This is a genomic window from Sphaerisporangium fuscum, from assembly GCF_018531465.1.
Lineage (GTDB): Bacteria > Actinomycetota > Actinomycetes > Streptosporangiales > Streptosporangiaceae > Sphaerisporangium > Sphaerisporangium fuscum.
In genome coordinates, this window is the sequence record NZ_JAHDTF010000006.1 from 278,413 (window position 1) to 297,879 (window position 19,467).

Sequence of the window (19,467 nt, forward strand, 5' to 3'; positions counted from 1 at the left end):
CGGGTGATCACGGCCGCGGCGGCCCGGCGTCCGCGCGCGGTGCGCCGTACCAGCGCCAGGACGTCAGGCGCGGGCGCCCGGGAAGCTCGGCCCGCCCGGTCGCCCACAGCAGGGTGGGCCAGGGGGCGGTGTCACGCGGGGCGTCGGGGAACAGCCGGTTGAGCACCCGCGCGCACAGATCGGCGGGCGGCTCCCAGTCCAGGTCGAGCCCCTCGGCCAGATCGTGGGTGTGCACGAGGGTCTCCACGATCCCCATCGCCGCGAACCCCTCGGCGTCGGAGGCGCCGAAGCCGTGGTGGGCGCGCACCGCCGGCGGGGTGACGCGCACCATGGCGACCAGCAGCGCGCCGCACGCCTCCAGCATCTGCAGCAGCCCGGCCGGTCCGGCCGCACGATCGGCGTGGACGGCGTTCGCGGGGCCTGCGGCCCTGCGCCGCTCCCAGGCGAACGGCACGAGGCCGTCCAGCGGCGGTGTGCTCGGGCCGAGCTGGGCGGCGTAGGAGAACAGGTCGTCGGCCAGGTGCTCGACGGTCTCCCAGCAGGTCCACTCCAGCGAGCCGGCCCTGCCGTCCCAGGCGTGCGGCGGCACCTCCCGCAGGACGCCGACGGCCAGCCGGACGGCGTGCCCGAGGTCGTCCGCGGTCACCGGGGACGGCGGGGCATGATCTGATGGCGACATGCAGCGAACCCTATCTCCGGTGTCCGGGAGCGGGCACGCGGGTTTCCGGGGATCGCCGGCCCTGAACGGCGGCCGAGCACGACCCCCTTCCCGGGCGGTCGCCCGGAAGGCGGTGGGCCCGCCATCTCTCGGCCTGGCGTCCTTCCGGGCTGTGCACCGCGTTCAGTGCGCCGCCGCAGCGGTCACGAGGCCGTGTCGAAGGGCGAGACCATGGGCTCGCCCCTCATGACCCTCTCACGGTTGCGCCGCAACGACTCGCTGTCGTTGAGATGCGGATAGGGCTCGTCCTTGGGAGGTTCGACCCCGAGGAACTCGCACAGCGGCTCCCAGCCCTGGCTCGCCTGGAAGACCAGCAGGCGCTCGGCGGGCAGGCTCTCCTTCACGGTCTCGATGTGCCGCCGGAACACCTCGACGGCGTGCTCCTCCCCCGGCAGACTCTCCCCGAAACTCCAGGAGTCACCGAAGGTGGACCGCCCGATCAGGTCCATCACGGGGCGGAAGCGCATCATCGTCTCCATCGCCGGATCCCCGGCGCCCGGTGCCCCCGGGGAGACTTGAGGCCGGTCCAGCAGGTTGCAGAAGCTGGCGTACCAGCGGTGCGGGTCGCGCACGGTGAGGATCACCTTGGCGTCCGGATAGGCGTCCGCCAGCTCCCGCCAGAAGAAGGAACCCGGCCAGTCCACGGCCGACTGATACCCCTCTAACACCTGCTCCCAGTCGGTCGGGCCGTCGGACAGGACGGGGAGCCACCGCTCGGCCTGCTCGGGCCGCATCAGCACTTCCACCATGTGATGGCAGGGGCCGAACCCGAGCCGGTCCAGAGCCGCTTTGAGCGAGGTGGTGCCCGTGCGGGGGAAGCCCGCGCCGATCACACGCAACATCCTGTGCCTCCTGTGGGGTCAGCGGGTGACAGGAAACTCGTCACAGGATGAATTCTAGGTCATTTCCGGGTTGTCGACCGAAGTAGTCGACAATTCATCCGCTAATTCGGTTATTCGGCATCAAGCAGCAATAATTACGACATAGCGAACTAAAGCGGGAATCTGCGGCGAGGGAGGGCCGTCAGGGCGCGACGCGGCCGGCGGCGTTGAAGGCGGCGTGGGTGAGGGGCATGAGCTCCGCCCAGATCGCCTCCATCTTCTCGGCGACCATCTCGATCTCGCGCTGCGGGAAGGACGGCACGGCGGAGCGCTCGTCCTTGGTGCGCAGCGACAGGAAGTGCATCAGGGAGCGGGCGTTGCAGGTGGCGTACATCGAGGAGAACAGCCCGACGGGCAGCACCGCCCGGGCGACCTCGCGGGCCACCCCGGCCTCCAGCATCTCGCGGTAGGCCTGGTAGGCCTGCCGGTAGGAGTGCTCCATCGCCTCGGTCACGAGCTTGTACTGCTCGTCGCTGCCCTCGACGAACTGGTAGCGCCCCGGCTTGCCCTCCTGCACCAGCTTCCGATCCCGCCCAGGAACGTAGAAAACGGGCTGAAGCTCCCGATAACGGCCACTCTCCTCGTTGTACGACCATCCCACCCTGTGTCTGTGGAACTCCCGGAAGACCATGATCGGGGCGCTGATGAAGAAGGTCATCGAGTTGTGCTCGAACGGGCTGCCGTGCCGGTCGCGCATGAGGTAGTTGATCAGGCCCCTGGAGCGCTCGGCGTCCTGGTGGACCGCCTCCAGCGACTGCTCACCCGCCGTCGAGACCCGCGCGGCCCACACCACGTCGGAGTCGGCGGCACTGTGCCTGACCAGCTCGACGGTCACGTCGCTCACGAACTTCACGCCCGGCTCCCCTTCTGTCGGCGCCCACATGTTAGTGGCGGACGCCTCGCAGGTCACAGCCGGTACACCCGCCGGGCGTTGCCGGAGCCGATCATGTACGCCACGCGCGCCGCGTCGGCCGTGCTCCACTCCCCCTGCGCCAGGCGGGCGGCCAGGGCCCGCGCCAGGCCCTGGCGGAAATACAGCGCCCCGAGGTGGCACATCTCGGCGACGCCCTGGCCGCCGGAACCGAACATCAGCTTGTGGAACGGCACCAGTTCCAGCAGCTCGCCGATGATCGCCGCCGACCCGGCGGCGGTGTAGGTGAGCGCGAGGCCCACGTCGACGTGGACGTGCGGGAACACGCTCGCCAGATGGGCCGCCTGCCGGTGGAAGGGGTAGCAGTGCAGCAGGATCACCGGCACGCCGGAGGGGCGCAGGGCCCGGACGAAGGCGGTCGCCAGGGCGGGGTCGGACCGGCGCAGGTCGGCGTCGGGGTCGCCGTACCCGGTGTGGAGCTGCAGGGGCAGGCCACGCTCGCGGGCGACGTCGGTGGCCGTCCACAGCAGGTGGCGCAGCAGGACGGGGTCGTCCAGCGGCTCCTTGGGCTCGGCCAGCCGCCTGCCCGCCGCCGCGATGACGGCGCCCCGGGTGGGCCTGGAGGGGTCGAAGCCGAGCCCGTGGCGGCGGGCGACGACCGACTTCAGGCCGACGGCGCGGGCCGCACGGACGGCGACCAGCTCCTCGAGGGCCTGGATGTAGCCGACGGCGGTCCGGTCGCTGCCCGCGACCTCCTCCTCGACGTCCTCCAGCCGCACGATCTCGTCGGCGGCGGCCCCGCCGAGCCGTCCCATCTCGGCCGCCGACAGCAGCTCGCGCCCGCCGGAGCCGTCGACGAGGAAGGCGACGACCCCGGCGGCGTGGAGCAGCCGCCGGTTGGCCTCGGCGCCGAGCTCGGCGCGGCGCGCCAGGTAGACGGGCGGGGGCGCGTGGGGGTCCAGGCCGAGCACGGGGGCGCACCAGCGCCTGATCGCGACGCCGAGCGGCGTGTCGAAGTGGGTGGTGCCGGGCGGCGCCGGCGAGCCCGACTCGGTGATGAGCATCTCGTAGCGGGCGCGGGCGAGCTCCTCGCGGCGCACGCCGTGGCAGTGGTGGTCGACGAGCGGGGCGAGGAGCGCCTCGCGCACGGCAGCGGGCAGGGTGACCGGGAGTACGTCGTGCGCGTCCAATCGGCCACCTCTCCCCGCCCGCCGTGTTCGGCCCGGCGGCGAGGGGCGCTCCTCGAGGCGGCGTCCCGCGCCGCCGCGCCCCTCGCCTCAGCAGGTGGACTCTACGACGGGTGCCGTGGAGCCCTGGCGGCCTTTACTCAAGCTCGGCACAGCCTCAACACGTTGGCGACGATCCGCGCCCCGGCCGAGCCCTCGGCGGTGAGGATCGACTCGGGGTGGAACTGGACGGCGAAGCGCCGGTTGGCGGTGTCCTCGATGGCCATGACCGCCCCGTCGGGGGTGAGCGCGGTCACCGTGAAGCCCTTCACCCCGTCCTGCTTGGCGTGCAGGGAGTGGTAGCGGGCGGCGGTGAACTCGGGCGGGAGACCGTCGAGCAGCGCGCTGTCGCCCACGCGGCCGACGCTGCCACGCTTGCCGTGCTCGGGCTGCGCCAGCAGCGACAGCGTGCCCCCGGCCTGCTCGACCATCGCCTGCAGGCCGAGACAGACGCCGAAGACGGGCAGGTCGCGGGCGTACAGGGCGTCCACCAGGGCCGCGCAGCCGAAGTCGGACGGCCAGCCAGGGCCGGGCGAGAGCACGACCAGGTCGGGCGTGATCTCCTCCAGCATGGCGAGCGGGAAGCCGTGGCGCAGCGTGACGACGTCGGCGCCCTGCTGGCGGAAGTAGTCGGCGAGGGTGTTGACGAAGGAGTCCTCGTGGTCGACGAGCAGGACCTTCATGCCCTCGCCGGGACGCTCGGCCACCGGTGCGGCCTCGGTCTCGGCCTCTGGGGCGCCGACGGCGGCGAGCGCTCCGAGCAGGGCGCTGGCCTTGAGCTCGGTCTCGCGCTCCTCGGCGGCGGGGTCGGAGTCGTACAGCAGGGTGGCCCCGGCACGGACCGTGGCGACGCCGCCGCGGATCTGGGCGGTGCGCAGGGTGAGGCCGGTGTTCATCGACCCGTCGAACCCCAGATAGCCGACGGCCCCGCCGTACCAGCGGCGCGGGGTGGCCTCGTGGTCCTCGATGAACTGCATGGCCCAGGTCTTGGGCGCGCCGGTGACCGTGACGGCCCACATGTGGGTGAGGAAGGCGTCCAGGGCGTCGAACCCGGGGCGCAGGCGGCCCTCGATGTGGTCGACGGTGTGGATGAGGCGGGAGTACATCTCGATCTGGCGCCGGCCGATGACCTGCACGGTGCCGGGCACGCAGATGCGCGACTTGTCGTTACGGTCGACGTCGGTGCACATGGTCAGCTCCGACTCCTCCTTAGTGGAGCTGAGCAGTGTGCGGATGGCCTCGGCGTCCTCCACGGGGTTGGTGCCGCGGGCGATCGTGCCGGAGATCGGGCAGGTCTCCACCCGGTCGCCCTGCACCCGGACGTACATCTCGGGCGAGGCGCCGACCAGGTGCTCGCCCTCGCCGAGGTTGAACAGGAACTCGTACGGGGCGGGGTTGCTCTTGCGCAGGCCGCGGTAGAAGGCGGCGGGGTCGGCGCAGGGGGCGTGGAAGACCTGGCCGGGCACGACCTCGAACAGGTCGCCGCGCACGAACTTCCGCTTGGCGGCCTCGACGACGGCGGCGTACTCGCCCCGCGGCGGGTTCTGCGGGATCTCGGCGGCCGGCGGGGGCAGGGGCACGCTCTCGCCGGTGCGCGGCAGGCCGCGGGTGGAGACGCCGTCGACGGTGAACTCGTAGAGGTATTCGCGGCTGGTCTCGCGCTTGCGGTCGATCACCATGACGCGGTCGGGCAGGTGGAGGACCAGGTCGCGCTGGTCGGGCGCCCGGTCCAGGGCCTGACGGACGGGCTCGAACTGGAAGGCGAGGTCGTAGCCGAACGCGCCGTACAGCCCGAGGTGCTCGTCGTCGCCGGCGAAGGCGGCGACGACCTCGCGGATGGCGGTGAAGACGGTGGGGCGGCGGCTGCGCATCTCCTCGGGCAGGATGTCCTCGGACTGCTCGACGTACACCTCGACGTGGTCGGCGCCGGGCTCGGCGGTGGTCTTGCCCGCGGCGAGCAGGCAGGAGGCCACGGCCGGCAGGACGACCCGCCCACGCTCGTTCAGCGCGCGGGCGGAGATCCGGCGGCCCCTGGCGACGATCTCCAGGATCGGGTCGACGTAGGCGAGGTGCCATCGGCTGTAGCGGCCGGGGTACTCCATGCCGGAGGACAGCACGCCGCCCCGGCGCTCGCCGAGGGAGGTGACGACCTCCTCCAGCACGGACTCGGGAACGTCTGCCGTCGTGACCTCGACAGCGATACCACCCGCAGTGGTATATCCGCTCGTGTCCACCCTTGCCCCGCCCTTTCGATCTTGCATTGAGCCCCGGGCGGGCATGAAAAAGGCCGCCTCCCGGGGCGGCCGTCGGTGAGAATGCGAAACGCGCGCCGCCTAGGAGCGGCGCCACCACTGCGCGGGTGAGGTGCTTCGCATGCCTGAATGCTAGCGGCACCTCCCGCCCCTCGCCACTTGTTCGGGCCGACACACCGGAGAGGCCCTCCGAGTCGAGAGTGACTTCCGTCACAGCGCCCGGCCGCTGATAGCACTACCATGTTACCAATGAGTAAAGCGCTGCTTACATCCCCGGGACGCCGTCCCGATTCCGACGAGGAGCGCTCATGGCCCGGACACCGTTTCGCGTGGTCGTCCACCGGGACATGCAGGTCCCGATGCCTGACGGCGCCGTGCTGCTGGCCGACCGCTACTTCCCGGTCGGCGTGGCGAGGCCGCCGGTCATACTGATCCGCTCGCCCTACGGCAGGCGCGGGGTCTTCGGGCTGGCCTACGGCAGGGCCTTCGCCCGGCAGGGGTTCCAGGTCGTGCTGCAGAGCTGCCGGGGAGGTTTCGGCTCGGGCGGCGAGCTGGCCCCGCTCGACGAGCAGGACGACGGCCTGGCCACCGTCGAGTGGATGCGCGACCAGCCCTGGTACGGCGGCAGCTTCGCCATGCACGGCCCGAGCTACCTCGGCTACGCGCAGTGGGCGATCGCCCCGCACGCCGGTCCCGACCTCAAGGCCATGGCCACCCAGGTGACCGCCTCGCAGTTCCGTGACGCCGCCTACGTGGGCGGGTCCTTCGCGCTGGAGGCGACGCTCAGCTGGAGCACGCTGACGTCGCTGATGTCGGGCCCGCTCAGCGGCGCCGCCGTGCTCTTCGCCCCCCGGCGCGCCCAGCGGGCCCTGCTGTCGGGGCGGCCGGTCGGCGAGCTGGACGTCCTGGCCAGCGGGCGCACCCTGCCGTTCTTCCAGCAGGTCCTCACCCACCACGCCGACCCGGCCGTCCCGTTCTGGAAGAAGCGGGACTTCTCCGCCACGGTCGGCGAGGTAGACGCGGCGGTCACCATGACGGGCGGCTGGTACGACGTCTTCCTGCCCTGGCAGCTGAAGGACTACGTGGCCATGCGGGCCGCCGGGCGGCGCCCCTACCTGACGGTCGGGCCCTGGCACCACGCCGACGTGCGGCACGGCCGCCTGGCCAACCTGGACGCCCTGGCGTGGTTCCGCGCCCACCTGCTCGGCGATCTGTCGGGCCTGCGCCCGAGCCCCGTCCGCCTGTACGTCACCGGGGCCGGCGAGTGGCGCGACTACGACGACTGGCCGGTGCCGGGCATGAAGGAACGGCGCTGGCACCTGCAGCCCGGCTTCGCCCTCGCCCCCACCGGCCCGCTGGAGTCGTATCCCGACCGGTACCGCTACAACCCCTCCCGCCCCACTCCCGTCCTCGGCGGCCCGACGCTGCTCGGCAACTCCGCCCCGCGCGACAACCGCCGGCTGGAGGCCCGCTCGGACGTGCTGGTCTACACCGGCGAGGAGCTCAGGGACGACCTCGACCTGATCGGCCCGGTCAGGGCCGAGGTGTTCATGCGTTCCAGCACCGGCCACACCGACCTGGTGGTGCGCCTGTGCGACGTCCACCCGGACGGGTCCTCCCTGAACGTGTGCGAGGGCGTCCGGCGCCTGGTGCCGGGCACGCCGCCCGCCGACGAGCACGGCGTGCGCCGCGTCGAGGTCGAGCTGTGGCCGATCGGCCACCGTTTCCGGCGCGGCCACCGGCTGCGGGTGCAGATCGCCAGCGGCGCCTACCCCCGGCTGGCGCGCAACCTCGGCACCGGCGAGCCCCTCGCCACGGGCCACGCCGGCATCGCCGCCGACCAGGAGATCTTCCACGACCCCGGCCGCCCCTCGGCGGTCATCCTTCCCCACGCCTCCGGCTGACGACCGCTCGGCGCGCCAACAGGGCCGTTCGCCGATTGGTGCGGGCCGGGCCGGACCATCGTAACTACGCTTCCGGTCAACCGATAACTAGCCTGATCAGGCTAGACATACCTCTCTTCTCCTAGGAGAGTGTGTTGACCACGCCACCAAGCGAAGAGCGCCCGGCGCGCAGCGATCGCAACCCCTGGAACTGGTTGCTGCTCGTACCGGTCGTGATCCCGTTGATCCCCGCGCTGTACAACGCCGACGAGCCCCGGCTGTTCGGGTTCCCGCTGTTCTACTGGCTGCAGCTCGCCTTCATCGTGCTCGGCGTCGGCGCCACGACCATCGTGTACCAGACGGGCAAGAAGCGGAGCGGGCGATGAGCGGGCACGTCACCGAGATCGTCGTATTCGCCGTGCTGTTCCTGGCCGTCAGCGGCATGGGCTTCGTCGCGGCGCGCTGGCGCCGTCCCGACGACCTGGCCAGCCTGCACGAGTGGGGGCTCGGCGGCCGGAAGTTCGGCTCGTGGATCACCTGGTTCCTGGTCGGCGGCGACCTGTACACCGCCTACACCTTCGTCGCGGTGCCCGCACTGCTGTACGGCGCCGGGGCGACCGGGTTCTTCGCGCTGCCGTACACGATCGTGACCTACCCGCTGGTGTTCCTCGTGCTGATCCGGCTGTGGTCGGTGTCGCACGTGCACGGCATGGTGACCCCGGCGGACTTCGTGCGCGCGAGGTTCGGCTCCCCCACGCTGGCCCTGCTGATCGCCATCACCGGCCTGGTCGCCACGATGCCGTACATCGCGCTCCAGCTCATCGGCATCGAGTCGGTGCTGAAGACGATGGGCGTGACCGGCGACCTGCCGCTGATCATCGCCTTCGCGATCCTGGCCGCCTACACCTACCAGTCGGGCCTGCGCGCCCCGGCGCTGATCGCCTTCGTCAAGGACTCACTGATCTACGTGGTGATCCTCGTCGCGGTGATCTACATCCCGGCCAGGCTGGGCGGCTGGGGCACGATCTTCGACGCGGCCAAGGCGAAGTTCGACGCGACGCCGGCCCCGGGCGACGGCTACCTGCTCAACGCCGGCAACCAGCTGCAGTACGTCACGCTCGCCCTCGGCTCGGCCATGGCGCTGTTCCTCTACCCGCACAGCGTCACCGGCGTCCTGGCCGCGCGCAACCGTAACGTGATCAAGCGGAACATGTCGGCCCTGCCGGCCTACAGCCTGCTGCTCGGCCTGATCGCGCTGCTCGGGTACATGGCGATCGCGGCCGGGATCAAGCCGATCACCGCCGGCGGCAAGGCCGACGCCAACACGGTGATCCCGCAGCTGTTCGACAAGATGTTCCCCGACTGGTTCGCCGGCGTGGCCTACGCCGCCGTCGGCATCGGCGCCCTGGTGCCCGCCGCGATCATGTCGATCGCCGCGGCGAACCTGTTCACCCGCAACATCTACAAGGAGTACATCAAGCGGGACGCCACCGACGCCCAGGAGGCGGCGGTCAGCAAGATCGCCTCGCTGGTGGTGAAGGTCGGCGCGGTGCTGGTGATCCTGCTCATCGACCCGCAGTTCTCCATCGACCTGCAGCTGATCGGCGGCGTGATCATCCTGCAGACCCTCCCGGCGGTCGCGCTCGGCCTGTACACCCGCTGGTTCCACCGCGGCGGGCTGATCGCGGGCTGGGTGGCCGGCATGGGGTCGGGCATGCTGATGCTCTACAACATCGCCAACCCGGCGACCAACCACGCCCACTTCGGCGGCTCGGCCTTCCAGCTGTCCAAGCTCGGCCTGGACACCAAGATGACGGTCTACGTCGGCTTCCTCGCCCTGGTGGTCAACCTCCTCGTCGCGGTGATCGGCACGGCGATCGCCCGCGCGGGCAGGCTGGCCGACGGCCCGGACACCACGCGGCCGTCGGACTACTTCGCCGACGAGGGCGACCCCCGCGTCCACGAGGTCGAGCTCTCCGGCTCGCACTGACACCACGCGGCCCCGCCGAGCTCGCGGGGTGCGCGACCGGCGCCCACGGCCGGTGGTCCCACCCGGGGACCACCGGCCGTTCCACGTGCGGGCGCCAGGCTCCCGTCAGGGCCTGCCGTCGCCCATGGCGGCGGCGATCACGTCCACGAGGCCGTCGACGACCTGCCGGCGGTCGACCTCGCGGTGCTCCAGCCACCAGTCGCCCGTGGTCTGCACCATGCCGACGAACGCGTGGCCGAGGATCTGCGCCCGCACGGGGTCGGCCACCGCGGCGTCGGCGGCGATGACGGCGCCGAGCTCCTCGCCCAGGCTGCGCACGATCGAGGCCATGTGGGAGTGCGTGCGGCTGTCCTCGGCGCCGGCCCGGTGGAACAGGAAGCGGTAGAGGTTGCGGTTGGCGGCGATCATGTCGAGGTAGGTCTCGATGGTCGCCCGGGCCCGGGTGCGCAGGTCGGTGCGGGTCTTGGCGAACTCCACCCGCAACTGCCTGATCACGGTGCGGGCGTGCCGGTCGGCCAGCGCCTGGTACAGGCCGCTCTTGTCGCCGAAATGCCGGTAGAGGATGGGCTTGGTGATGCCCGCCTCGGCGGCGATGGCCGCCATGGATGCCTGCGGGCCCTCACGCCGGATCACTCTGTCGGCCGCGTCGAGAAGCGCCCGGCGCCGATCGGGGTCCCGCCCGCCGTTCCCCGCCACGGTCGCCATGGACGACAAGCATACGGCCGGTCCGGCGGGACGTCCGCGCCTCGGCCACGTTCCCCTCAGGTGACGCGAGGGGTGATCTACCGAAGTCCGCCTTTCCGGTAATGTGCCGATCGCGTGCCGCGATGGAGGTGGAAGGTGACCGAGCCTGGAGCACCCGAGGTGCCGGGCTACGAGGTGCTCGGGATCCTCGGGCAGGGTGGTTTCGGGGTCGTGTACCGGGCGTTGCAACTGGCCGTGCGCCGCGAGGTCGCCCTCAAGGTGGACAACCGCGTGCTGGTCTCCGAGCGCGACCGGCGCCGCTTCATGCGGGAGGTCACCTCAGCGGGAGCGCTGTCCGGGCATCCCCACGTGGCCGACGTGTACGACGCCGGGGTGCTCGGCGACGGCCGGCCGTACATCGTCCTGGAGCTGTGCCCGAACGGCTCGCTGTCCGACCGGCTGCGCCGGGAAGGTCCGCTGCCGCCGGCCGAGGTGCGCGACATCGGCGTCCGCATCGCCGACGCGCTGGCCGCCGCCCACGCCGCCGGGGTGCTGCACCGCGACGTCAAGCCGGCGAACATCCTGGTCAACGGCTACGGCATGGTCGCCCTGTCGGACTTCGGGCTCGCCGCCACCGCCCACGGCGAAGGCGAGGCGTCGGTGACGCGGGAGTCGCTGACGCCGGCGTTCGGGCCTCCGGAGGCGTTCGAGCTCGCCGAGCCGAGCCCCGCGGGCGACGTCTACTCGCTGGCGGCGACGCTGTACGCCCTGCTCAGCGGCCGCCCGCCGCGCTTCCCGGAGAGCGGTGTCGTCAACATCGCGATGATCGTCGCGCTGCACCGCAGGCCGATCCCGGAGATCCCCGGCGTCCCGCCGGAGCTGACCGCCGTCCTGCGGGCCGGAATGGCGAGCGACCTGCGCGAGCGCACCCCTTCGGCGGCGGCGCTGCGCGACGCACTGGCGGAGATCCCCGCGGCGGTGCTGTCCGAGGTGCCCGCGGGGCCGGGGCCGTCCCCGGCGTCCGGGATGCCCTGGCCGTCCTCGGGGGGACCGGCGAACCGGCCACGGCCGGCGGGGCATCCCCCCGGGTCGCCGCGGCCTGCCGCTGTGCGTGAGGCGGACCGGCCGGAGGGGGTGCGCCCCGGCGCCGGGCGCCGTCCGGACCGGCGCGAGGAGGTGCGCCGGGCGGTCGTGACGGGACCGGGCGCCCGCGCCTCGGTGAGCACCCAGCCCCGGCCGCCGGCCAGGCCGCAGTCGCACTCGGGGGTGTACGTCGCGATCGCCGGCGCCTTCGCCCTGCTGCTGACGATCGGCGCGGCGATCATGCTGTTGGAGCAGCGGCCCCCGGTGGACGGTCCCGCCGGCGGTGGGACCACCTCCGGCCCGCCGGCGGCCGGCGCCTCGCCCGCCGCCGCCGAGAAGGTGACCGGGGGCGTGGAGACCACGACGGCCGGCTGCCCCGCCGCCGCGGTGGCGGGCGCGCAGGCGGCCTGCGTGCGCCAGGCCGAGTGCTGGGGCGGAATCACCGACGTCTCGGGCTCGGTGACGGCCGTCCGGCGTGGCTGCGAGGAGGAGCACTCCTGGGAGACCTACGCCGTGGCCCCGCTCCCGGTGGACGCGCTCACCTACAACTCGCGCGACCTCGCCAGGCATCCCCTGGTGAAGAAGCTTTGCTCCGACCAGGTCCTGATCCAGTCGCGGTACGGCCGGGCCAAGGAGATCGCGCCGGCCAAGTGGATGAACGACGTGCTCCCGCCGACCCCCGAGGCGTTCAAGGAAGGCGTCCGGGTCTTCCGCTGCGTGGGCGCGGTGCTGGGGGACGACCGTCCCGGTACCTTTTTCCGGCCCCTCAGCTGAGGCCCCCGGACGCCTTCGGCGGGGCTCAGGAGCAGGACAGGCCCGGACCGCTGAACACCAGCACCAGGCGGTCGCCCGGGTAGACGCCGTCGCCCTTGAACTCGCTGTCCACCCACAGCTCACCGCTGGCCGGCCAGTAACTGGCATTCTGGGAGTTGGCCGGAGCGGTGGTCCAGTAGTGGAGGTCCAGGGTGCCGTCGGCCGCGAGGGTGGCCTTGTGCAGGCAGGACTTGGTGTAGGTGGTGCCCGAGGAGTTGACGACCTGCCCGTCGGTCGTCGCGGGCATGTAACTCACCACGGGCGTGCCGTTGGGGCAGCGGCCGGTCAGCACGCCGCGGCCGCCGGTGAAGACCCCGCCCTGCACGTCCCAGACCGGGGAGCGCCATCCGGCGATCGGGTGGACGTAGCCGTCGGAGCTCTTCTTCAGCAGCGCGGTTCCCGCGTCGAGCGGCCAGCGCAGGATCTTCCCGCCCGAGCCGCCGAACTTGAACTCCGTGGTCACCATGGCGTCGGGGTAGCCGGACCTGTCGAGGGAGACGCCGGTCATGCACGGCTCGGCGAGGGCGAGCGAGGCGCAGACCCCTCCCCCGGTGAAACGGTAGTAGCCGATCTCCGGGAGCGCGTAGATGTGGTAGGCCGCCGAGCACGCCGAGGCCGTGCAGCCGACCGACACCGAGGAGGTGGAACTCATCTTCCAGATGTGCCGCAGGTCGAACACCCGGACGAGGCGGTCTCCCCCGCCGGCCGCCGGGTCGCCGCCGGTCACCATGAAGAGCTTGTTGCCGTACCACATGATGCCGTCGGCGTGGCTCGGCACGGCGTGGTAGCCGGCGGCGGTGTCGTCCGGCTCGACGAGCAGCACGTGCCGGTAGCTCGCCCCGGCGACCCCCGAGGTGACGTCGACGAAGCTGACGCGTGCCAGCCGGTTCTCGCCTGCCTCGTGATGGGCGCTGCTGTGCCAGCTCACCGCGACGATCTTCCTGGCCGCGCAGCCCGCGCAGGGGGTGTACAGCACCGACCCGTTGGCCCCGTCGCCGCTGCCGGTGATGCCCTGCGGGTACCACACGTTGGTGGAGTCGTCCCCGCCCGCCCAGCAGAAACCCGACACCGACGCCGAGACGTGCAGGTCGGTGGCGTGGCAGATCCCCTGGGTGCGGTAGCCGCCCGTCACGACCTCGGAGAGGTCGGTGACCGTCAGCGGCCGGGACGACGCCTCCACGGCGTCGCGGTGACGGGTGATGGTGGTGAAGCTGCCGCCGTCGTCGAGCGGGGTGACGGCGGCGAGCTCGGAGGAGGAGATCACCGTTCCGGTGGCGGCTCCGGCGGGTGCCTGGAACGCCGTCACGCTCGCGACCACGAGCGCGACGGCGGCCGTGAGCCGGGCGAGTCGTCTTGTGTCCATGTGCGGCTCCTTCGGGGGGTAAGGGGGAGGAGATGCCGGACGGGACGGATCGGGCGGGCGCGCCTTCAGGGCCGGGGCGTCGTGAGGCGTGCCCGCAGCGCGGCCGGCTCGGCCGGGGTCATGCCGGCCGCGCGGAGATAGGCCTCGGCTCCGCCATGGCGGTCGAGGATCAGCCGGTAGATCTCCGGGAGGGAGTCGCCGATCAGCTCCAGGATCTCGTCCTCCTCCTTCGCCGGATCCAGGACCGAGATGTTGCAGTAGATCGGGGTTCCGGCGAACGCGCTGGGCAGGGCGGCGCACTCGGCGGGCAGGCGCAGGTCGACGATGAGCGACAGGCCCGCCCCGAGCACCGCCCGCGCCCCTTCCGGCGTCAGCCGGTGGTGGCCGTCCGAGCGCAGCAGCGCGCCCGGACGGATCACTCCGCCCGAGGTGAGCGGCAGCCCGCCGAGGTCCCGGGCGTTCTCGCACCCGGGCCAGGAAAGCACGGTCTCCGGCCCCTCGGGCGCCCGGCCGGCCGGCCTCCCTCTGCGGCCGGCCGGACGCCTCTCCGGACGCGCCGCCGGACGCCTCCCCGGGCGGCGGGAGGCCGGGGGTCTCCCCGCGCGCGTCGCCGGCCGGCTCACCGGGGGTGCCGTTCCCGGGGAGGACGAATCCGGGCGGCGGGTCGCCGGTCATGGGCGGGCGCCCCGGATGTTGCCGGTCTCGGCCGCCATGTGCGCGAGCCAGCTGTCGAGTTCCTCCGGGCGGCCGGGCACGCCGGGGCGGGTCTGCCAGGGCAGCGGGCCCTCCTCCCCGCGGTACTCGACCCCGGCCGCGTCCAGCCGCCGCAGGTGCGCGCCGAGCCGCCCGCGGAACTCCGCGAGGTCGCGCCCGCCGCGCCGCCACACGGCCTCGGCGAAGGCGCACAGCCGGGGGAAGGCCATGTAGTCCAGCCGCCGGGCCGAGTCGATGAGCTCGGTCCACAGGCAGCACGTGGCGCCGATGACGTGGGCGGCCTCGGCCTCGGTGAGCCCGTCGGGGACCGGCTCGAAGGCGTACACGCCGGCGAGGGGGAGCACGGTGCCGAAGGGGACGGGCTCCTCGGGGCTCTCCGACTGCCGGTAGTCGAGGTACACCGAGGTGTTGAGGCAGTTGATGACGTCGTGGCCGGCGCGGGCCCCCAGGACCACGCCGTCCAGGCTGCGCCAGGAGGCGACGACCGCGCCTGGCGCCAGGCCGCCCTCCAGGATCTCGTCCCAGCCGACGAGCCGCCGGCCCCGGGCCGCCAGGTGGTCGTCGAACCGCCGGATGAACCAGCTCTGCAGCTCGTCCTCGCCGCGCAGGCCGAGCTCGGCGATCCGGCGCCGGACGGCCGAGCTCGCCCGCCACTGGTCCTTGCGGCACTCGTCGCCGCCGACGCAGATGTAGGGGCTCGGGAAGAGCTCCAGCACCTCGTCGAAGACGTCCCGGAAGAAGTCCAGGGTGGATTCCTCGACATTGAGGACGTTGGCGGAGATCCCCCAGGTGGTGGCGACCCCGATCGGGGTGTCGAGGTTGCCGAGCTCGGGGTGGGCGGCGATGGCGGCCTGGGTGTGGCCGGGGATGTCGATCTCCGGGACCACGGTGATGTGGCGGGCGGCCGCGTACGCCACGATCTCCCGGATGTCCTGCTGGGTGTAGAAACCGCCGTGGGGCTGGCCGTCCATCGGGCCGGCCCACCCCTTCTGGCTCTCCTCCCGCCAGGCGCCCACCTCGGTGAGGCGGGGGTACTTCTTGATCTCCAGGCGCCAGCCCTGGTCGTCGGTGAGGTGCAGGTGCAGCACGTTGATCTTGTGCATGGCGAGCAGGTCGACGAAGCGCAGCACCTCCGCCCTGGTCATGAAGTGCCGCGCCACGTCCAGCAGGCAGCCGCGCCAGGGGAAGCGGGGCCCGTCCTCGATGTGGACGGCCGGCGCGGTCCAGGGCCCGGCGCCGGCGGGGGCGCGGCGGAAGGCCTCGGGCGGGAGCAGCTGGCGGAACGTCTGGGCGCCGTAGAACGCCCCCGCCGCTCCCCCGGCCTCGACGCGCACGCCCTCGGGGTCCACCGTCAGCCGGTACTCCTCGGGGCCGAGGGCGCCCTGCGGCGCGAGCGCCAGGACGATCGCCCCGAGGTCCGGCCGGCCCGGGGGGAGGTCGTGGCCGGTCGCCGCGCCGAGCTCGGAGCGGAGCCAGGCGGCCACGCCGGCGAGGGCGGGATCCGCCGCGATCCGGGTGTCCGGGCCGACGGTGAACGAGCCGGGGCGGGCTTCCAGGCGCTCGGGCCTCGGGATGATCATGGGGTCCCTTCAGTCACAGGTGATCTTGGCGTCGGCGAGGTCGGCGTGGTCGAAGTAGGCGTTGTCCGGGCCGCTTGTGGCCACGAGGGGACGAGGGCGGCTCCCTTGACCGAGGCGGTGACCCTCCCGGCCGGCCCTTGGACGCGGGCATGGTGAGGCTGCGCGCCCTGCCCCCGGGTGAGGTGAGAAGCGCGCGGCGGCCTCACTTGATGGTGGCGTTGCCCTCCTGGACGGCCTGGTCGGCGGCGGCCTTCGGCGTGATCTTGCCGAGGTACATGTCGTTGAAGATCTGGTTCATCTTCGACTCGAAGGAGTTGAAGCCGGTGACCACCGGGAGGTTGTAGGTCAGGCCCTTGGACTCCTCCACGAACGGCGCGACGTCGATCTTCTTGGCCTTCCAGAAGTCGACGTAGCCCTGCTCCAGGCCGTTCAGCGCCGGGAACGCGAACCCGGAGTCGGCCATCATCTTCTGGGCGTCGCGGGACCCGAGGAACTTCACCAGCTCGCGGGCCTCCTGCGGGTGCTTGGAGCCGGCCAGGACCGTGTCGGCGCCGCCGGCCATGTTGACCGACCGCCCGGCCGGGCCCTCGGGCATCGTGGTGACGCCGATCTCGAAGTTGGACTCGGGGGCGACGAACGGCAGCAGCGCGTTGTTGGCGGGGAACATCGCGACCTCGCCGCGCTCGAACATCGCGGTGACCTTGCCGGTCGGGGGGTTGGTCTGGGTGGCGGGGGGCGAGACGTGGTACTTGTTCACCAGGTCGACGCCCCACTGCAGGCCCTGCACGGAGGCGTCGTCGTTCATGGCCCACTTGCCGAACGGCTTGTCGATCAGCTTGCCGCCGTTGGAGTTCACCCAGTTCATCCACTGGGTCTGGTAGTGGTTCCAGGAGGCGAACCCCCACTGCTTGACCGAGCCGGCGTCGAAGCCGCTGTCACCGGGGTGCTTGCCGGCCGCGTCGACGGTGAGCTTGCGGGCCAGCGGGAGGAGGGTGCCCGAGCCGTCCGGCGCCCAGGTGAGCTTGTCCGGCATCGTGACGCCGGCCTTCTTGAACAGGTCCTTGTTGTACAGCAGGCCGACGATGCCCCAGTCCTTGGGCACGCCGTACAGCTTGCCCTGGTAGGTGTAGCCGTCGACGACGGTCTTCTTGTACTGGCCGGTGTCGATGCCCAGGGAGGAGAGGTCGGCGAGCACGCCCTTGGTGACGAACTCGGGGAAGTACCCGACGGTCATCCAGCACACGTCGGGGCCGGTGCCCGCGACGGCGTCGGAGGTGAGCTTGAGCCAGTACTGGTCCCAGGGCAGCAACTCGATGTTCACGTGGATGTTCGGGTGGCTCTTCTCGAAGGCGGCCATCACCTTGTCGTAGCCGACCTTCTGCTGCTCGTCCCAGAGCCGGTAGGTCAGGGTGACCTTCTCGCCGCCGGATCCTCCGGAGGAGCCCGAGCCGCCACAGGCGGTGGCGGCGAGGAGGAGCGCGCCGAAGGCGGCGTCGGCCCAGCGAATCCGGGGGGTGGTCATATTCGCTGACACCTTTCTGTGTGTCCTGCTGTGTTTCGGGGTGGTGCCGGGTGCGGCACGGCTCATTTGAGGCCGCTGAGGACGACGGACCGCACGATGTACCGCTGGAAGAAGATGAAGAGCGCGACCATGGGGATCAGGGCGACGAGGCTGCCGGCCATCATCAGGGTGTCGTCCACGCCGACGGCCCCCTTCAGGCTCGCGATGGCGACGGTGATCACCTTGGTGTCGTCGCTGCTGGTGATGATCAGCGGCCACATGAAGTTGTTCCACGAGGAGATCACCGTGATGATCGCCAGCGTGGCGAGGGCGGGCCGGCTCAGCGGCAGGATGACCCGCCACAGGGTGGCGAGCGGCCCCGCCCCGTCGATCCGGGCGGCGTCCTCCAGCCCCGCCGGGATCGCGCGGAAGAACTGCCGCATCAGGAAGATCCCGTAGGGCGTGCCGAGCAGGTAGGGGACGAGCAGGCCGTACCACGTGTTGACCAGCCCGAACTGGCGCATGATCAGGAACAGCGGGATGACGGTGACCGCGGCCGGCACCATCAGCGTGGCCATGTACAGCCAGAACAGCACCTCGCGGCCGGGGAAGCGCATGCGGGCGAAGGCGTAGGCCGCGAAGGTGGTGAAGATCAGCTGCCCGGCCGTCAGGGCCACGGTCATCACGACCGTGTTGGCGAGGTAGTGGGGAAAGCCCGTGTCCAGGAGCCGCTCGATGTTGCGGAACGTCGGCGGGACGGCGGGCAGCCAGGGCTCGGTCGAGTTGAGCTGGCCGCGCGACTTGAAGGCGGTCAGCACCACCAGCACGTAGGGGAACACCGACACCAGCGCCCCGATGAGCAGGACCGCGTACAGCGCGAGCTTCTTGAACACCTCTGGTCGCCCTCTCAGCTCAGGTCGTAGGTGGTGCGGCGGTTGAAGTAGCGGACCTGGACCAGGGTGACGACCAGGATGATCACGAACAGCAGCATGGCCAGCGTCGAGGCGTAGCCGAAGTCGAAGTCCCTGAAGGCCGTCGAGAAGATCTTGAAGTTGACCACCTCGGTGGCGTGGCTGGGACCGCCGTCGGTCATGGAGAACACCGTGTCGAACACCTGGAACGCACCGATCATGTTCGTGACCAGCACGAAGAACATCGTGGGGTTCAGCAGCGGCAGCGTGATCATGAAGAAGCGCTGCCGGGGCGTGGCGCCGTCGGCGGCGGCGGCGTCGTGCAGTTCCTTGGGGATGCCCTGCAGGCCGGCCAGGAAGAACAGCATGTTGTAGCCGGTGTGCTGCCAGACGGTGACCAGGGCCACGGCGGGGAGCGCCCAGGCCGGGTCCGACAGCCAGTCGGGGCCGCGGACGCCGACGAGGGCCAGCAGCTCGTTGATCACGCCGTTCTCGGGATTGAAGATCCAGTCCCAGATGAGGCCGAGCACGATCGGCGTCGCGATCCAGGGGATGACGAACATCGCCCGGAAGATCTTGACGCCCTTGACGCGCCGGTTCAGCAGGACCGCCAGGCCGAGCGCCGGCACCGTCTGCGCGGGGACGCACAGCAGCACGTAGAGCATGGTGACGAACAGCGAATGACCCACCGACGGGTCGTCGATCAGCCGGCGGTAGTTGCCCAGGCCGGCGAAGGTCGGCGGGGACAGCAGCCGCCAGTCGAAGAAGCTGAGCCCGGCGACGATGAGCACGGGCAGCAGCAGGAACACCACCACGCCGAACAGGCTCGGCGCCACGAACAGGTAGGGGTACCAGCCGGCGATCGAGAAGCGGCGGCGCGGGGCCGTGGAGGCGGCGGGCGGGGTGGCGGGCACGGCGGACGGGGCGTCCGCGGGCGCCTGGGTGGAACTCATTCGGCCTCCGTACGGCGGTGTGACGGGAGCTTGTGGGCCGGCGG

16 protein-coding genes are annotated in these 19,467 nt (G+C 71.8%); 4 read left to right on the forward strand and 12 right to left on the reverse strand.

Translation table 11 applies throughout. The features are described from left to right. Positions 1-7 precede the first annotated feature (7 nt). The 5 genes from KIK05_RS10330 to KIK05_RS10350 form a co-directional block, all read right to left on the reverse strand. On the reverse strand, positions 8-679 hold the full coding sequence (locus tag KIK05_RS10330; RefSeq protein ID WP_214410378.1) for a maleylpyruvate isomerase N-terminal domain-containing protein: 672 nt from the start codon (positions 677-679) through the stop codon (positions 8-10). 182 nt (positions 680-861) lie between these two features. Further along, entirely contained in the window at positions 862-1,560 is a 699-nt protein-coding gene (locus KIK05_RS10335; protein ID WP_214410379.1) for a sulfotransferase family protein, read from the reverse strand. A gap of 181 nt (positions 1,561-1,741) precedes the next feature. Next, positions 1,742-2,452, reverse strand: a complete 711-nt coding sequence (gene thyX / locus KIK05_RS10340; protein WP_214410380.1) for an FAD-dependent thymidylate synthase — start codon at positions 2,450-2,452, stop codon at positions 1,742-1,744. 53 nt (positions 2,453-2,505) lie between these two features. Then, the gene (locus tag KIK05_RS10345) at positions 2,506-3,660 is read right to left on the reverse strand and encodes an amidohydrolase family protein (protein WP_214410381.1); all 1,155 of its coding nucleotides are present in this window, start codon (positions 3,658-3,660) and stop codon (positions 2,506-2,508) included. A gap of 137 nt (positions 3,661-3,797) precedes the next feature. Continuing rightward, complete coding sequence (locus tag KIK05_RS10350; RefSeq protein ID WP_214410382.1) at positions 3,798-5,957, reverse strand: anthranilate synthase component I; 2,160 nt, start codon at positions 5,955-5,957, stop codon at positions 3,798-3,800. Between the two features lie 299 nt (positions 5,958-6,256). Here KIK05_RS10350 and KIK05_RS10355 point away from each other — a divergent pair, with 299 nt between their 5' ends. The 3 genes from KIK05_RS10355 to mctP all read left to right on the forward strand — a co-directional run bounded on the left by KIK05_RS10355 (position 6,257) and on the right by mctP (position 9,821). After that, positions 6,257-7,852: a CocE/NonD family hydrolase gene (locus tag KIK05_RS10355; RefSeq protein WP_214410383.1), complete on the forward strand. Its 1,596-nt coding sequence runs from the start codon at positions 6,257-6,259 to the stop codon at positions 7,850-7,852. 134 nt (positions 7,853-7,986) lie between these two features. Next, positions 7,987-8,217: a DUF3311 domain-containing protein gene (locus KIK05_RS10360; protein WP_250562525.1), complete on the forward strand. Its 231-nt coding sequence runs from the start codon at positions 7,987-7,989 to the stop codon at positions 8,215-8,217. Continuing rightward, positions 8,214-9,821: a monocarboxylate uptake permease MctP gene (mctP, locus tag KIK05_RS10365; protein ID WP_214410385.1), complete on the forward strand. Its 1,608-nt coding sequence runs from the start codon at positions 8,214-8,216 to the stop codon at positions 9,819-9,821. The genes KIK05_RS10360 and mctP overlap by 4 nt, the downstream gene beginning before the upstream one ends. A gap of 105 nt (positions 9,822-9,926) precedes the next feature. Here mctP and KIK05_RS10370 read toward each other — a convergent pair whose 3' ends face one another. After that, positions 9,927-10,526: a TetR family transcriptional regulator gene (locus KIK05_RS10370; protein WP_214410386.1), complete on the reverse strand. Its 600-nt coding sequence runs from the start codon at positions 10,524-10,526 to the stop codon at positions 9,927-9,929. Between the two features lie 135 nt (positions 10,527-10,661). Here KIK05_RS10370 and KIK05_RS10375 point away from each other — a divergent pair, with 135 nt between their 5' ends. Further along, a complete protein-coding gene (locus KIK05_RS10375; RefSeq protein ID WP_214410387.1) occupies positions 10,662-12,362 on the forward strand; it encodes a serine/threonine-protein kinase in 1,701 nt (566 codons plus the stop codon). A gap of 25 nt (positions 12,363-12,387) precedes the next feature. Here the strand turns inward: KIK05_RS10375 and KIK05_RS10380 are convergent, their stop codons facing one another. The 6 genes from KIK05_RS10380 to KIK05_RS10405 all read right to left on the reverse strand — a co-directional run bounded on the left by KIK05_RS10380 (position 12,388) and on the right by KIK05_RS10405 (position 19,423). After that, the gene (locus KIK05_RS10380; RefSeq protein WP_214410388.1) at positions 12,388-13,764 is read right to left on the reverse strand and encodes a hypothetical protein; all 1,377 of its coding nucleotides are present in this window, start codon (positions 13,762-13,764) and stop codon (positions 12,388-12,390) included. 65 nt (positions 13,765-13,829) lie between these two features. Beyond that, on the reverse strand, positions 13,830-14,249 hold the full coding sequence (locus KIK05_RS10385; RefSeq protein ID WP_214410389.1) for a tyrosine-protein phosphatase: 420 nt from the start codon (positions 14,247-14,249) through the stop codon (positions 13,830-13,832). Positions 14,250-14,435: 186 nt separating this feature from the next. Then, complete coding sequence (locus KIK05_RS10390) at positions 14,436-16,058, reverse strand: beta-N-acetylhexosaminidase (RefSeq protein WP_214410390.1); 1,623 nt, start codon at positions 16,056-16,058, stop codon at positions 14,436-14,438. A 202-nt stretch (positions 16,059-16,260) separates the two neighbouring features. After that, the gene (locus KIK05_RS10395; RefSeq protein WP_214410391.1) at positions 16,261-17,580 is read right to left on the reverse strand and encodes an ABC transporter substrate-binding protein; all 1,320 of its coding nucleotides are present in this window, start codon (positions 17,578-17,580) and stop codon (positions 16,261-16,263) included. A 62-nt stretch (positions 17,581-17,642) separates the two neighbouring features. Continuing rightward, positions 17,643-18,452 (reverse strand): carbohydrate ABC transporter permease, encoded by an 810-nt coding sequence (locus KIK05_RS10400; RefSeq protein WP_214410392.1) that lies wholly within the window; start codon positions 18,450-18,452, stop codon positions 17,643-17,645. 14 nt (positions 18,453-18,466) lie between these two features. After that, on the reverse strand, positions 18,467-19,423 hold the full coding sequence (locus KIK05_RS10405; RefSeq protein WP_214410393.1) for a carbohydrate ABC transporter permease: 957 nt from the start codon (positions 19,421-19,423) through the stop codon (positions 18,467-18,469). Between the last annotated feature and the right edge of the window lie 44 nt (positions 19,424-19,467).

What these genes read in the sequence shown, in the direction of transcription:
- KIK05_RS10330 (WP_214410378.1), bottom strand. Translation starts at nt 679, where the DNA reads ATGTCGCCATCAGATCATGCCCCGCCGTCCCCGGTGACCGCGGACGAC.
- KIK05_RS10335 (WP_214410379.1), bottom strand. Translation starts at nt 1,560, where the DNA reads ATGTTGCGTGTGATCGGCGCGGGCTTCCCCCGCACGGGCACCACCTCG.
- KIK05_RS10350 (WP_214410382.1), bottom strand. Translation starts at nt 5,957, where the DNA reads ATGCAAGATCGAAAGGGCGGGGCAAGGGTGGACACGAGCGGATATACC.
- KIK05_RS10355 (WP_214410383.1), top strand. Translation starts at nt 6,257, where the DNA reads ATGGCCCGGACACCGTTTCGCGTGGTCGTCCACCGGGACATGCAGGTC.
- mctP (WP_214410385.1), top strand. Translation starts at nt 8,214, where the DNA reads ATGAGCGGGCACGTCACCGAGATCGTCGTATTCGCCGTGCTGTTCCTG.
- KIK05_RS10370 (WP_214410386.1), bottom strand. Translation starts at nt 10,526, where the DNA reads ATGGCGACCGTGGCGGGGAACGGCGGGCGGGACCCCGATCGGCGCCGG.
- KIK05_RS10380 (WP_214410388.1), bottom strand. Translation starts at nt 13,764, where the DNA reads ATGGACACAAGACGACTCGCCCGGCTCACGGCCGCCGTCGCGCTCGTG.
- KIK05_RS10390 (WP_214410390.1), bottom strand. Translation starts at nt 16,058, where the DNA reads ATGATCATCCCGAGGCCCGAGCGCCTGGAAGCCCGCCCCGGCTCGTTC.
- KIK05_RS10395 (WP_214410391.1), bottom strand. Translation starts at nt 17,580, where the DNA reads ATGACCACCCCCCGGATTCGCTGGGCCGACGCCGCCTTCGGCGCGCTC.
- KIK05_RS10405 (WP_214410393.1), bottom strand. Translation starts at nt 19,423, where the DNA reads ATGAGTTCCACCCAGGCGCCCGCGGACGCCCCGTCCGCCGTGCCCGCC.